This is a genomic window from Yaniella soli, from assembly GCF_054782375.1.
Map to the genome: position 1 here is coordinate 14,903 of NZ_BAAGSP010000006.1, position 14,424 is coordinate 29,326.

At 53.6% G+C, this 14,424-nt stretch carries 12 protein-coding genes; 5 read left to right on the forward strand and 7 right to left on the reverse strand.

Features of this window, described 5'->3' with window-relative positions:
- Nucleotides 1–16: 16 nt before the first annotated feature.
- From ACYVJT_RS04515 to ACYVJT_RS04525, 3 genes are all read right to left on the reverse strand, one after another.
- Entirely contained in the window at nt 17–1,654 is a 1,638-nt protein-coding gene (locus ACYVJT_RS04515) for an AMP-binding protein (protein ID WP_343956506.1), read from the reverse strand.
- Between the two features lie 113 nt (nt 1,655–1,767).
- The gene (locus ACYVJT_RS04520; protein WP_343956507.1) at nt 1,768–2,334 is read right to left on the reverse strand and encodes a TetR/AcrR family transcriptional regulator; all 567 of its coding nucleotides are present in this window, start codon (nt 2,332–2,334) and stop codon (nt 1,768–1,770) included.
- A 369-nt stretch (nt 2,335–2,703) separates the two neighbouring features.
- The gene (locus ACYVJT_RS04525) at nt 2,704–3,948 is read right to left on the reverse strand and encodes an MFS transporter (RefSeq protein WP_343956508.1); all 1,245 of its coding nucleotides are present in this window, start codon (nt 3,946–3,948) and stop codon (nt 2,704–2,706) included.
- Between the two features lie 457 nt (nt 3,949–4,405).
- On the opposite strand from ACYVJT_RS04525, the gene ACYVJT_RS04530 reads away from it, so the two are divergent.
- From ACYVJT_RS04530 to ACYVJT_RS04540, 3 genes are all read left to right on the forward strand, one after another.
- Nucleotides 4,406–5,584, forward strand: coding sequence for an acyl-CoA dehydrogenase family protein (locus ACYVJT_RS04530; RefSeq protein ID WP_343956509.1), 1,179 nt, complete (start codon nt 4,406–4,408; stop codon nt 5,582–5,584).
- A complete protein-coding gene (locus tag ACYVJT_RS04535; protein ID WP_343956511.1) occupies nt 5,584–6,777 on the forward strand; it encodes an acetyl-CoA C-acyltransferase in 1,194 nt (397 codons plus the stop codon). The genes ACYVJT_RS04530 and ACYVJT_RS04535 overlap by 1 nt, the downstream gene beginning before the upstream one ends.
- Nucleotides 6,778–6,901: 124 nt before the next feature.
- Nucleotides 6,902–7,681, forward strand: a complete 780-nt coding sequence (locus tag ACYVJT_RS04540; protein WP_343956512.1) for an SDR family NAD(P)-dependent oxidoreductase — start codon at nt 6,902–6,904, stop codon at nt 7,679–7,681.
- Nucleotides 7,682–7,929: 248 nt separating this feature from the next.
- On the opposite strand, the gene ACYVJT_RS04545 is transcribed toward ACYVJT_RS04540, so the two are convergent.
- The 3 genes from ACYVJT_RS04545 to dctP form a co-directional block, all read right to left on the reverse strand.
- Nucleotides 7,930–8,946, reverse strand: coding sequence for an MsnO8 family LLM class oxidoreductase (locus ACYVJT_RS04545; protein WP_343956513.1), 1,017 nt, complete (start codon nt 8,944–8,946; stop codon nt 7,930–7,932).
- 12 nt (nt 8,947–8,958) lie between these two features.
- A complete protein-coding gene (locus tag ACYVJT_RS04550; RefSeq protein ID WP_343956514.1) occupies nt 8,959–10,500 on the reverse strand; it encodes a thiamine pyrophosphate-binding protein in 1,542 nt (513 codons plus the stop codon).
- Between the two features lie 207 nt (nt 10,501–10,707).
- Nucleotides 10,708–11,850, reverse strand: coding sequence for a TRAP transporter substrate-binding protein DctP (dctP, locus tag ACYVJT_RS04555; RefSeq protein ID WP_343956515.1), 1,143 nt, complete (start codon nt 11,848–11,850; stop codon nt 10,708–10,710).
- Between the two features lie 164 nt (nt 11,851–12,014).
- On the opposite strand from dctP, the gene ACYVJT_RS04560 reads away from it, so the two are divergent.
- Nucleotides 12,015–12,938 carry a LysR substrate-binding domain-containing protein gene (locus ACYVJT_RS04560; RefSeq protein ID WP_343956516.1) on the forward strand — a complete coding sequence of 308 codons (924 nt, stop codon included), beginning with the start codon at nt 12,015–12,017 and terminating at the stop codon, nt 12,936–12,938.
- Here ACYVJT_RS04560 and ACYVJT_RS04565 read toward each other — a convergent pair.
- Entirely contained in the window at nt 12,935–13,876 is a 942-nt protein-coding gene (locus ACYVJT_RS04565) for a LysR family transcriptional regulator (RefSeq protein ID WP_343956517.1), read from the reverse strand. The genes ACYVJT_RS04560 and ACYVJT_RS04565 overlap by 4 nt on opposite strands.
- A gap of 84 nt (nt 13,877–13,960) precedes the next feature.
- Between ACYVJT_RS04565 and ACYVJT_RS04570 the strand changes: the two genes are divergently transcribed.
- Nucleotides 13,961–14,419 carry an HtaA domain-containing protein gene (locus ACYVJT_RS04570; RefSeq protein WP_343956518.1) on the forward strand — a complete coding sequence of 153 codons (459 nt, stop codon included), beginning with the start codon at nt 13,961–13,963 and terminating at the stop codon, nt 14,417–14,419.
- Nucleotides 14,420–14,424: the final 5 nt, after the last annotated feature.

Genomic DNA, 14,424 nt, shown 5'->3' on the forward strand with positions numbered 1-14,424 from the left:
TGTTAAATTGATCTTCTTACGTTGCTGTCTTTGAAGCCTCTATAGACTTAAGCGACGCACGGCGGAGCTTACCTGTGGCGGTGCGGGGCAACTCGTCCAGGAATTCGACGATACGTGGATACGCGTGCCTGCCGATTCTGTCGCGCACCGCATTCTGAAGGCGTTTGATCAGGTCACTTTCAGGTGTCGCATCAGATGCTTTCACGAGAACCGCGCGGACGATTTGACCGCGGCTGGGATCTGGTTCTGCGACCACCGCAGCCTCATCGACCCCTGGATCTTCGAGTAGCACTGCCTCAACCTCGGCAGGACCCACGTTATAGCCTGATGTGACGATGATATCGTCGGCACGCCCCAGAAAGCGCCATCCTCCGTTCTCAGTGCGCTCCAATAAATCATCTGTGATGTAATACCCCTCTTCCCAACGAGAGTCCCAAGTCTCTGGGACATTGTCGTAGCCAATGGACAATTGGAAGCGCGGCTTCTGTATTGCAAGTTGACCAGGGCCATTTTTAACTTCATGGCCTTCGGTGTTCACCAATTTCACATGGAAACCTGGGATTGGTGCAGACAAGGCACCTGGCTCATCGTCGTCCGTTTTGACTAGGTCGCCAAGGACCATGCCGAGCTCGGTTAAGCCGTATCCATCGCGTAGAGGCGAACCTGTGAGTTCTCGCCAGCGATTTGCTGTTTCTTCGTCAAGCGGCTCCCCGGCGCTGTTGGCGCCGCGAAGACTTTGCGGTAATCCTGAACGTGTGGCAGTGGCTAAGAGACGACGGTAAGCGCTGGGGGCACTTGAAATGAAGGTGGCTTGTTCTTCCTTCATCAGTTGCACCCATGCTTTCGGGTCAAAATCGCCAGTGTAAATAATACGTGTCACACCTAAAGCCATGGGTGTGACCCCGGTTGTATAGAGACCGTATGACCAGCCAGGGTCGCTAGTAGCAAAGAGTATGTCAGTCTTGTCCACGCCAAAGACACTGAGGGTATACGGCATTAACGCAACGAACCCTGAGTGGGGAATGATACAAGCTTTGGGGGTACTCGTAGTTCCGCTTGTGTACATGAGTGTAGCCGGAGTGTCGCGATTTGTATTGGCAATAGAAAAGTCCGGATTGCACCGTTCCAGTTCGGCCCAGTAACTGACATCACCTTGGCGAAGCCCGATCCCGCGGGGACCGGCTACAGTGAATATGCTGATCCCATTGGACAATTGTTGTTTGGCATCGCCGAGGGTGTCGCGCCATTGATGACCAACGACGATGGCCTTGGAACCCGAATCTTCCAAACGCTCTGATATGGCGTCGGAACCAAAACCAACAAACAGTGGAACGTACACAAGACCCGTTTTCCAGGCAGCTAACGCCGTAATCCACGTTTCGATTTGACGGGATAGCATTCCTGCAACTCGATCGCCGCGTTTGAGACCAGCCTCTTTAAACATCGTTGAAGCTTTGGCTACTTCCATCGAGAGTTGATGGTAAGTCCAAAATTCTTTGGTGCCGTCAGCGTTCCGGAGGATCATGGCTAACTTGCTGCGGTCGTTTGCCCACTTGCCGCAGACATCTACATACGTATTAAAATCTTCATCCGGGTCCTGGACCAGGTGCTCGGCTACCTGGTCCCAAGCCTCGTCAATCTTGCGTTGTTCCATGGCGAACCACCTCTCTTTTGCGTGCGCTTATAATTTGGGGAAATAGAATTAGACTGGACAGTACATTATCGGTATGACCGTGCCATGTGAATTGAGGCACGTATATGTGCAATTTAAGAGTTTGGAGTTATTCCATGCAGCAGAATGTCGCAGAAATGATCAGCGATTTCCTCGGGGGATTTGTGGCCGTCCGGGTTGATCCAAAGGTAGCTGTAGTTGTGCATCCCGAGTACTGCCTGCACTGTGAGAGAGTCGACTTGATAGAAGTCTCCTGTGGACTGTCCTTCGTTTAATAGCGTGCGCCAGACGCTGGCAAATCGAGACCGGAGATCTCTCACTTTCTCGCTGCGTCTTCCGCTCAGGGCATGCGCTTCTCGAAAGTAGACTGTCCACTCTTGTCGATTGTCCGCAATCACCCGCATGAGCTTTCGACTCAGTCGCCGAAAGCGCTCTTCCACGGGCAGCGGAGTATTCACTAGTGACTCGCCGTAATCCACCATTTCCTGTACGTGCCGAACACTTAAATCGTAAAGGAGCTGCTCCTTGCTACCGATGTGATAATAGAGTGCGCCGCGACCCAAGTTGACGGCATCACCTAATTCACTTAGGCCAGTTGCGTGATAGCCGTTCTGAGAAAAGAGTTCGGCCGCCGTGCGCAGGATGCGCTGTTTCGTCTCCATGCCTTTAGGCGTATGACCCCTCGTGGAACTAGCGGTTGTGCTTGTGCTCAATCACTTCTCCTATAGTATTTTGTTGAATAATTGGAGCAGCCGTGCTCGGTGCTGGACAGTTTGTTTTTAGCGCTTTGCGGCACGCTGAATGAATGTGCTTGAAAGACGTTGCTTGCCTTATATTTTAACGGTTTGGAAGGGCGTGGCCCCCGTTTGGCCACTGAATGTGACTCTCGCCGTGTGATGTGGGGTACCGGGTGGGTTAGTACCAGGAAGACGGCTCCCCTCTGCTTACCAAGAACAGCCATTATTGCGCGAGACCGTTGGGTAAACCTTTATCGCCAAGTCGTTATTGCGAGGTTGTTGATTGTTGGGTATTCAGTGATGTCTAACTTTGGCTGCCTTAGGAACCGTGAGTGCAATTACCGTAATTGCGCAGGCGAGGATGATATAGAGCGCAAGTGCCCATTCTCCTTGGGTGGCTGCGGCAATGGCGGTAGCGAGGAATGGAGCTGTAGAGCTGAACACCATACCGCCCATTTGATAAGCGAAAGCGGCTCCCGTATAGCGTACAGCAGCTGGGAAGAGCGCGCTTACGTATCCGGCTACTGCCGAGTAAGTCACGGCGTGACCTATGGTGATGACAAGGATCATGCCGAGCATGACTAGCACAGTGTTAGCTGTGGCGAACAGGAGCAGCACAGGATATGCGATTATCGCCATGTAGATAGATCCGAAGATAAGCATTTTGCGTGGACCAATCCTATCTGCCCAGATCGAAGCAAGGGGTACAGTGAAGAGGTCTAGTACACACGCCAGTAGCAGTGTGAGTAGTAGGACTTGACGGGATATTCCCATCTCGTCCGGCCCGTAAGAAAGCATGAAAACGGTAACGAGGTAGAACGGGACAAGTGAAACAGCTTGAGTAAATAGCCCTACGAAGAAAGCTGGCGTCTGCGTCTTGAAGACTTCTACGATGGGGAACTTGGTTACCCGGTCTTCATCCTTGACTTGCTGAAACTCTGGAGATTCGACGATCTTCATGCGAATGTACAGGCCGACGATCACTAACAGGCCACTGGCCCAGAAGGGGATGCGCCATCCCCACGCCATCATTTCCGCCTCCGGCATCAATTCAACAAGTAGGAAGGCGCCGGTTGATAATACCAGCCCCGCGGGTACTCCAGCCTGCGGAAAGCTGCCGTAGAAAGCACGTTTGCGTGGTGGCGCGTGCTCAACAGCCATCAGGACTGCACCACCCCATTCACCGCCGACTGCAAAGCCCTGAAGTACGCGAGCTATCACCAGAAGAATCGGTGCCATGATCCCAATGTCGTCGTAAGTCGGAATGAAGCCGATACTGACCGTCGCGATCCCCATGATAAGTAGCGAAAGAACGAGCATCGTCTTTCGCCCGATACGATCCCCAAAGTGCCCGAAGACGATCGCCCCAACTGGACGGGCGAAAAAAGCCACTCCGAAAGTTGCGAATGACGCAAGCGTACCTGCCACGGGATCTAAGTCCGGGAAAAAGGCGGTGTTGAACACCAGTGCAGCAGCTGTCCCGAAAATAAAGAAGTCATACCACTCGATGGCGGTTCCCGAGAAGCTGGCAATCGCCACTCTTCGAGGATCTGTGCTAGGGGGATTCTCCTGTTGCTGTTGCGTTGTCATCTCGCTTGGAGTTGTCACGTCATGTTCTCCATTCATGGGTAGGAATCACTATCGGGTGACTGATTTGCGAATCAAACACCTACGTGATGTTGGTTGAAGTGATGCGTATCACTTTGCCTCATTTCTGCTTGCCCGTCAAGATAATTGTATCCACCAGTACAAATAATTGTGCATCAAGGCAGGGCTCAATCCGCAAGTTCATGCGGTCATAAAAAATTAGGCAAAATACCGTCGACAAAAATGTAATGAACGGTATAATAATTTAATGTGAAAACCCACGTGGCAAGACTTGTGTTTGGGTTGCACATCAAGCGACCAAGGCTATATCTACGCCGTTGCACTCTGAGTGGGTTCTAAGCAGGAACGCTTGTGGGAACTATTTGTCAACAAGTAATAGGAGTAAAACATGACAGCTAATCAAAATACCGGTCTTCCAGATGAGGAATACCAGGTAATGCGTAACCAAATTAGCGAAGCAATCTGGAACGAGCTGGATCCTCTGGAGCAGCAAATTGAAGAACAGGAACGTATTCCAAACGAGACTGTTCTTCCTATTCTGAGCCGTATCGGTGCTTTCGGCCTATTGATCCCTCGTAAATATGGAGGACAGGGCCTCTCTATGCGTCAATATCTGCCGATTCTGTCGGAATTTGCGAAGATTCAGGGCGGCATCCGGGTCATCGTGCACGTTCACAACTCCTTTGCTCATGCACTCTCGGAAATTGGCAATGAAAAACAGCGAGAGGATTTATTGCCCGGGGCTGCCACCGGTGAAAAATCTGTAGCCTTTGCACTGACGGAACCCGAGCACGGGACGGGCGCCGATCTTGGCTCGACAGCTGTTCGGGCTGGTGATGGATACAGAATTAACGGTGATAAATGGTTGATTACTAACTCAGACTTCGCATCCCACTTCATAGTTTTTGCAAAAACTGCTGACGCTGAAGTCTCTGCCTTCTTGGTCCCACGAGACGCAAAAGGCCTTTCGATTGAGCCGATGCCGGAAACGATGGGGTGCAAAGGTGGCGAGCATGGGCAGATCTCATTCGATGATGTGCATGTACCGGCTTCCTCTCTGATTGGCTCCGAAGGAGAAGGTGGCGCCCATCTGGAACAAGCCCTTGAAATCAGTCGGGTGTTTATTGCTGCAAGTTCTTTAGGGACTTCCGAGCGTGCCCTAGAGCTCTCGTTGAAGCACGCACGGGAGCGTGTAACTTTCGGTAAACCAATCGGGGCGCGGCAGGCTGTGCAGCGATACTTGTCTGAAATGTCTACAGACGTCTATGCATTGCGTACTCTGCTTGCCGACGCCGCTCGAAAATGGGATGACGGACAGCGTATTCCTGCTGAGGCGAGCATGATCAAACTATTTGGGCTTGAAGCTGTTGGTCGGGTAACGGACCGTGCACTGCTCGTGCATGGAGGTATCGGATATACGCGGGCCCTTCCAATTGAACGACTGTACCGTGACGCCCGCCTAAATTGGATCGAGGAAGGCACTCCGACCATTCAGTATGCGGTAGCAGCGCGTGAGTTACTTAATGGATATACGTTCAATGACGCATTTGATGGAAAGGTCTTCTGATGTCAATAAAAGATGATAGCGTAGTCTTGCTTGGCGGAGCTAGGACCCCCTTTGGCCGCTTTGGCGGAAAGTTATCAAGTCAAACCGCCCAGGAGCTTGGAGCCGTAGCCATTGCAGGAGCCCTAGCCAATTCCGGTGTCAGGGCCGATTTGATTGACCAAGTGATTATGGGACAGGTGCTCCCCGCAGGTGGTGGCCAACTTACCGCACGGTCTGCTGCCGCTGCTGCTGGAGTGCCCATGAACGTACCCGCATTGAACATAAACCGGATGTGTCTGTCTGGGGTCGACGCGATAATGCAAGCCCAACAGGCAATTTTCTCCGGTCATGCTGACGTAGTAGTCGCGGGTGGACAAGAATCAATGAGTAACGCTCCCCATCTTCTGACCGATAGCAGGAGAGGCGTCCGTTATGGCAGTGCTGGATTAATTGACCATCTAGAATTTGACGGATTGCAGGACGCGTTCACTGGACAATCAATGGGTTCGCTTACTGAAGCAGATAACGTCAACTATAGAATAGGGCGTAGTCAGCAAGACGCGCTGGCTGCTCGATCACACCAGCGTGCAGCCGTCGCAGCTGAAAGGGGCACGTTAGCAAAAGAGATTGTCCCCGTCACGGTAGGGAGTGGCGCTGCTGCTCAAGAGGTTGCCATCGATGAAGGTATTCGCCCCGATACGACGGAGGAAAGTCTCGCTCGGCTACCACCGGTTTTTGCTAAAGACGGCACGCTTACCGCGGGTAATTCATCTCCGATCTCAGACGGTGCTGCTGCCGTCGTGGTAGCCCGACGTAGTGTGGCGAAAGACCTGGGGCTACCGTGGCTCGTTGAACTTGGTGCCGGTTCTGTAGTGGCTGGCCCTGATTCGGGTCTGCATGAACAACCCGCAAACGCGCTTATGAAGGCTTGCGAGCGTGAGGGCCTCTCGCCCGAAGAACTCGATCTGGTGGAAATTAACGAAGCGTTTGCTGCAGTCGTGATTGCGTCACAACAACGTCTTGGCTTATCCGACATGAGAGTTAATGTAAGCGGTGGAGCCATAGCTTTAGGCCACCCCATAGGAACTTCTGGCGCCCGGCTTGCGCTTCACTTAGCCAATGAAATACACGAACGTGGAAAAACGATCGGTGCGCTGTCACTTTGTGGTGCTGGTGGTCAGGGGCAGGCTTTGATACTTCGAGCTCCTGAATAATTCCAAACAAGAATTCTTGAGGTCAACCTGGTCAGCGCTTATTTTTATCAGGCGGGCCAGTCTGAGAACCAGACACAAACGTGGAGTCATAAGCGACTAGCCACGTAGTTAAGAAGGGGAACCAATGTTCAACAACGTATCTAGTTTCAGTGCCATCGTTACCGGCGGGGCATCTGGACTCGGTCTAGCAACGACAAAGATGTTGGTGGCAGCAGGTGCTCACGTCGTCGTTGTAGACTTGCCGGATGGTGAAGACTCCAGTACTCGTGCTGATGTCATCGCCGAGCTTGGTAACCGAGCACAATTTTGCCCGGGCGATGTGACTAACCCGGAAATTGCTGGAAGAGCGGTACAACTAGCAATAACAGAGGGGCCCCTAAGAGTAGCGGTCAACTGTGCTGGCGTGGCTACACCTGGCAAGCTCGTCGGCCGTAACGGTCCGCTTGAATATAATCGTTTCATGAAAGTCACTGAGATTAACTTGGGTGGGACAGTAAACTTCATGTCACATGCTGCGCAAGCCATGAAAGATAATGAGCTCGATCCAGAAGACCGTGGTGTCTTGATTAACACCGCGTCCGTGGCAGCTTATGATGGCCAAATTGGGCAGATTGCTTATGCCGCTTCCAAAGGTGCAGTTGCCTCACTTACGCTGCCAGCAGCACGTGAATTAGCGTCATCTCAGATCCGCGTTGTTACTATTGCACCGGGGCTCTTCGAAACGCCGATGATGGCCGGATTGCCGGATGAAGCACGTGCAGCATTAGCTACTAAGACTCCACACCCGGCCCGTCTTGGTCGCCCTGATGACTATGCCACCATGGTGCGTCAGATCATTGATAACCCAATGCTTAACGGGGAGGTTATCCGGCTTGACGGGAGTGTCCGGTTGGAGCCAAAATAAACCCTTCCTCCCCTCGTTAATCGGACACACACTATCAGAGGTCAGCCCACGGCTGGCTCGGGCGTACCTCTTCTTCCAGCTGGAACGATCAGCAATGTTCGGCCAGTAGTGGTTGCTGCTCATCGGTAGAATCCTTCATCAAATTTGAGCATTGCTCACGAACCTGAGATAGGGGCGCCTACTGCGCGTGTACGACCTGAAGTATGCAGGCCGGTTCATCAAACGTGGTGCTCTCTGTTGGTGCCACATTAGCGCGCGTTCCACGCTTCCATGAGGAGGCGGTCTGACTCTTGCTGCGCGGCTGGATCCCAGATGTTGCCGGTAACCATGATTTCATCGGCCTGGGTGTAGGCCAGAACCCGCTCGATTTGTTCGAGCACTTCCTCTTGCGTGCCATAAATGCTGGAGGCCAACGCTTTGCTGATTCGCCGTTGCTGTTGTTCCGACGGTTCGGCAGCCATGATCGTGTCCGGGTCTTCGAGTGGTTGGAATACACCGATGCTGCGTGACCGGGTGAGCGCCCATGCTTCGGATAATACGAGTTGTTCGGCAGCTTGTCGTGATGCCGCGATGGCAATATTTACCGACGCGATGACATGGGGCTGATGCTCACGCAGAGGTGACCTCGTAAAGCGTTGTCGGTATTCTGCAACGGCTTGATTCGTTTCGTTCGTGGTGTTCAAGCCGCGGGTGACCGCTGGGCCACCGAGCACCAGCCCTGCACCACGTGTCGCGGCAAGTTGTGCGGATCCGCCTCCGGTGAGGATATGCAGGGGTGTCTGTGAACGATCCTGTGGGTAGGCGGTGACTTCGCCGGTGCCATTGAGATATCCGATGATGTCGTCAACGTTGTCGGCGAAATGCTCTTTTGCGTCTGCTGCGTGCTGCAGGGCAGCGCGCACGGGTTTTGTGAACCCAACGGATGCACCAAGTCCGGCATCAAAGCGGTTATCTGTCAGTGCCGTCAGTGTGCCAATGTGTTCGGCGATAACAAACGGCTGGTGGCTGGGAACCATAATGCCGCCGGTGCCAAGCCGAATGTGCGACGTTGCCGCCGCGAGGTGAGGTATCAATAAGGTCGGCGAGGAACCGGCGATGCCGGGTACTGAGTGATGTTCGGCCACCCAGAAACGTTGATAGCCCAACTTCTCGGCCTGCTGTGCCCGCGATGTGACCTCGGCAAAGATAGCTCGGGCCTCAACGGTTTGGCCGTTGATGACCCGAGTATTGGCCCGGTCGAGAATGGACAGTGGGACTGAGCTCATGTTCTCTAAACCCTAGTGCTGTTGGACGGCCAGTACCACAACACCGGATTCGAACATTTCTTCGTTCAGCTGCTCAAGACTCGTAATCTCATGTACCGGCAGGCCGTAATAGCGTGCTAGCTCTGCGACGGGTGCTTCCTGCTGGAACACCACAAGTGCGCCACGTTGCAAATAATCGACGGCAGCACGGAAGTCAGACAGTGAATCCATAAGCCCAGACTGGTGCGTGACCACCACAATCGTGCGATCATCCCTCGCGATGGAAGCGCCCATGCCGGCCTCGACTGCACCGGAAGGGAAGAACATGTAGCCCTTATGATCCCGCACCCGCAGGTAGCTGGTGGCGTATCCTGCCTGGGCTGATTGGTCGACGACGACGGTGCGCTCGGTGGGCAGTACTTCTTCGAGTCGCTCCAGGAACGCGCGTGGATCGACGGTATCTTCGCGGAGTTGATGTTCTGGAATTGGGCGCGAGTTCCAGTATTTCGTTTTTAGTTGCTCGAGCGTGTGCTCGGTGCGGTACCCGGTTTTGGGTTCCGCAATCAGCTTGCTTGTTTCGACTTCAAGTGCGGTGGCCACTGCTTGTGCATCAGCGATCATCGACTGCGAGACCGGACTAAAGCGTCCCACCGCCCAGGGTGAGGTGTCGACCTGGATGATGGCCGCACTGGGGTTGATGAGTTTGCCGTCTCGCGTCGTCCAGTCATCAAGCGCTGCACCAAACACGACGATAACGTCGGCGCCGCGTGCCAACTCAGCGGTGGTTGGCGTCGAGATTTTGCCCAACGTCCCGATGTTGAATGCTTGGTCTTCCAACAGGCCGTGTGCCCCCGTGGTGGTGGCCAAGAGGGCTCCAGTGGCATCAGCAAGCGAGACGATTGCTGATTTCGCATGTCGTGCTCCACGACCAGCGATAATCAGCGGCCAACGCGCTTGCGCGAGCGTTTTTGCGGCGCGCACGACCTGAGAAGTCTGTGGGACGGCACCGGTTCGAGGAGCTTCAAATTGTGGTTCGGCTTCATCGGTGATCTCGGCACTGAGATTCTCCGGATCCACTTGCAACACGGCAGGCAGTTGTTTATTCAACCCATCGATGACATCGACCATCGCCTGGGAAATATTCTCGGCTTCGCCAGCAGGTACTGCCACAGCACCAACGCCGGTGATGAGTCCTGCCCAGTTGGCTCGCACTCCGTTGAATGAATCCTCTGGTTCGACCAGGATGATCACCATCGAGAGCTTATCGCGTACGGCCTGGCCGATCTTATTCAAGCTGCCGAGAAAGTCGGAGGAGGCATCCAAAACAACGGCGGCCGGTGGCCCACCGGCATGGCGGTAGCCCGCAGCAGCCATGACGGCGCCGTCGGCGGTCCCAGTTGCGACGATATTAAAGGCAATCTCTGCGATACCGTCAGCGGTAGCTATATTGCCTTCAGCATCGTCAAACGCCTCGGTCAATGGCGAATCCCAGAGTTGTTCTGGAATAAACACGGTTTCCACGCCGGTAGCTGCACAGAGCTGCGCTAACCGGGTCGAATACACCAATTGGGCCACAATACCTCCTCGAGCATGATCCTCTCTAAGGATACGGTTTGAACCATTGAACGTAAATCACCACTGCTGGTTCTGCCGTGTCGCTCCGCCAATCGCGGTAAATACAAAGGCGAGAGGAAGGCTAAACGTACTGGCCAACACTATGGGGCGGTGTGTGAATTGGTCACACACCGCCCCATTTCTAAGGATTTTGACGTCTGAAGCTCGTTAGCCGTTTTGCTCCTGCCAGCGATCTACACATTCTGCAGCGCCGTCGGCGACGTTGTCATTGGACTCATGTGCGTTGTAGTGCTCCTTGTAGGCGGCAAGGTACTCGTCGGGATTTTCAAAGTTGTACTCACTGACAACGTCAACCCAGAGTTCTTCCGCGCGATCGCCGATGTCATTATTCCAACGCTCGGCTTCGGCATCATCCCAGCGATCAAAATTCTCTACATCCGGGGAGTCGATCATGCTCTGGCAAACTTCGTCAATGCGCTCGTTGTACGCGTTCATTGCTTCGCCATAGTTGAGCTCATCGGTGACTTCATCAACGGTCGCTTGAAGATCCTCTGGAAGAGACTCATAGGCATCTTTGTTCCACCACATTCCGTATGAGGTATATTGACCGAGCCCGGGGTCAGTCCAGTACGGCGCCTGTTCAGCGACCGCGTATTGCACGGCAAAGTCCAGGGCCGAAGCAACTGAATCGATGACTCCGCGCTGGAGTGCTTCATACGTTTCGGCCGCTGTGATGGCAGAAATATTCATTCCTGCATCTTGAAGAACCTGCTGGGTGACCGGTCCGGCTGCACGAGCTTGGAGGCCGTCAACGTCGTCGAGGTTGTCTACGGGTTCTTGGGAGCCGAGGAACAGTGTGCCAACCGGCCAGGCGCTCGCCAGATGCAGGTTGTTGTCTTCGAGGTCCTGTTTGGCTGGTTCGTATTCATTGTGCACGTCGTACATGGCGCTAATCGCGGCTTGCATGTCAGTGTTCATACCGATGATCGAGGTCACAGACATAGATGGCAGCATATGCGGGGTGTAGTCGGTAATTGTGGTGCCGATATCGGCCCGCCCATCACTAACGCACTCGGCAATTTCATCAAGCGAGCAGAGTACTTCGAAGTCGGTGCGGTCGAATGTGACGCGACCGTCAGTGCGTTCTTCGATCATCTCCAGGTAGCGATCCTGTACCGCCTCATGGGGTGTGCCAACCTGGGCTCCGTTCGCAAGCACAAAGTTGAATTCTTCGGCACCGTCTTGCGCTTCCGTTTGGGCGCACGCGGATAGGGAAAGTGCGGTAACAGCGGCGACTGCAATGCCTTTGAATGAGCCTCGGAGCCGCTTGCTGGGTTTCGTCGTAGTCATAGTGATGAGTCCTGATTGGGTTGGTTGTTGGAACGGGGTTCCAGAAAGTTTCTACACTCTCAACCACCAAAATGTGATGAGTGATACATCCATAATGGTCGCGCGTCACACAAAAGAAAACTATGCTTACCTAAAATGACAACAAAGAAAAACTTTGGAGCATCATGGAGATTCCATTCACCCTGCGGCAGTTGCAATATTTTCAGGCGGCAGCATCGTCTGGAAGCCTCTCGTCTGCGGCTGACTTGATGGGGGTGACGCCGACAGCGCTGTCATTGGCGTTGGAGGAGTTTGAAAAGCGTTTAGGTCTGAGTCTTCTGATCCGACGAAAGGGCCGCGGCATCATCTTGACCAGCGACGGGCACCGGATTCTCGAGAAGTCGAAACATCTCCTGTCAGATGCTGTCCAACTCATGGATGAAGCGTCAGACTCACGTCGTGAAGTGTCCGGGGTATTGCGCGTGGGAGTATTTACGACTCTTGCGCCATTCTTTAGCCCACCGATACTGAAAGATTTCGCTGCAAAGTATCCCGGGATAGATGTGCGTGTTGTTGAGGGGAGCGCCCAAATGCTGCACGATCAGTTGATCTCAGGTCAACTTGACCTTGCGGTTCAGTATGGGTTCCAGGTTTCTGAAAATCTGTTTTTTACTCCGCTGTTTGAGTTCAGGCCTTACTTGCTCGTTCCGGCTGAACATCGCGTCGCAGCTCTACGTGAAGTCAGCCTGAAGCAAGTCGCTGACGATCCTGTTATTGGCTTAAATATTCAGCCAACGTTGCAGAACACCCGGCATATCTATGAGCAGGTAGGAATATCGCCGACGATAATTCATAACACCTCGAGTTTTGAAGTCGCGCGTTGCCTCGTGGGGAACGATCTCGGAGTGACGGTGTTGTTCCAGCGCGCTGCGACGACCTCGACCTATGACGGTACGTCGGTTGTCGCCTTACGACTCACGGATAGCATTCGACCGTCGACTCTCGGAGTGGTGCAGGCGATGTCAGCAACAGAAACCGAACGCGTGCGAGTGATGGTTGATTTCGTTGATGACTTATTGAATACCTCAGAGATATTTCAACCGCTCTAGTGCTCGCGATTTGGCTTGTGTTTCGAGGTGTCGGTCATGTTGGTGATTAGCTTGGCAACGGCACTTGCTCGACGTGTTGGTTTCGCATCCATGTGGTGGGACAACACGACCGGTTCGGCGTTGAGGGGTGGCTCAATCTCTCGGTGTACGAGTCGTAGCCCTTCGTATGACATGTCGGTCATCGTCTGCTGAAAAAACAGTGAGTAGCCGAAGCCGCGTGCAACCATCGAACGGACGGTCTCATAACTTGTGGATCGATGAATGACCCACGGACGGAGGCCGCGTTCGTGTAACAACCGAAGCGTGTTGTCCCCGGCCGGAGGTAAATCCAGCAGAATCAAGGGATCTTGCTCTAGGGATTCAAGTTTGACGGCGGGTAGCGCAGCCATCGGGTGTTCCTCCGGCAATGCTACGTGCGGTGAGGTCTGAAATAATTCCTCGCTCAAGATGCCTGTGGGGAGGCCGACTCGATACGAGATCATCATATCGAGGTGGCCATTCAGTAGCTTCTCAGCCAGTATTTCAACGGGACCTTCTTCGATGTCTAGTTGCACCGCCGGTAGGTGATGAGCAGTCTGGGCCCATAGTTCCGGAACGACTGTTGCTGCCAGCGTGGAGTAGCATCCAACTTTGACCTGCCCCCGTGGCACACTGCCCACATTGCCAATGTGGAGCGGCAGTTCTTTTGCGTGATCCAATAATTCACTGGCACGAATCACTAAGTCCTGCCCCGCGGCTGTTGTCGTGAGCCCTTTCGCGCGACGACGGATAAATAGCTGGGTGTCAAAAATCGATTCCAACGCCGTGACGGCTGATGAAACCGCATTCGGGGTGACGAATACTGCATCCGCTGCAGCGGCAAACGAGCCATTCTCAGCCGCAGCGATAAATAACTCAAGCTGCCGCAGGGTGGGTTGGGTTCCGGAAGTGTTCACCATACCGAAATTTTACTGCACATAAAACACGATTATCCTCAGTTGCACTTGTTTATTGCATGCGTCACAGTAAGTGATGTGAGTAGCATGAAAATTTTCGAGCAGAAGGCGCAGATCGCAGGTCTCGCATGGGGCGTGCACGAACCATTTCGCGACTACATTAATCGCATGAGTGATGGGCACATGTATGCACTTGAAGGTGCCGAACTTCTGGAAACGGAGGAGACCTTCTTTCCTCTGGATACGCAACGCACCTCTGCTGATGCGCTTCGTTTTATCGGAAGTCTGCAATTCACTGGACACCACGGCATGCTGGCCGTCAGGATTCAGCAGCCTTGGCTACAGCAGGTCGACGATATGACGGCATTGACCATCACCGATCCGTTTGAAGAAAACGCCCGGATGCCAATGGTCCACGTCGAGCTCGGAAATGATAGCGCCGGCTCGACCCAGTTAATGGAAGAAGGAGCGGACGTGTTTATGGGAAATTACCGCACAAACACCGCTTTTGATCCAGTGCGCATCGTATGGATAGGAAAGGACTGACACCA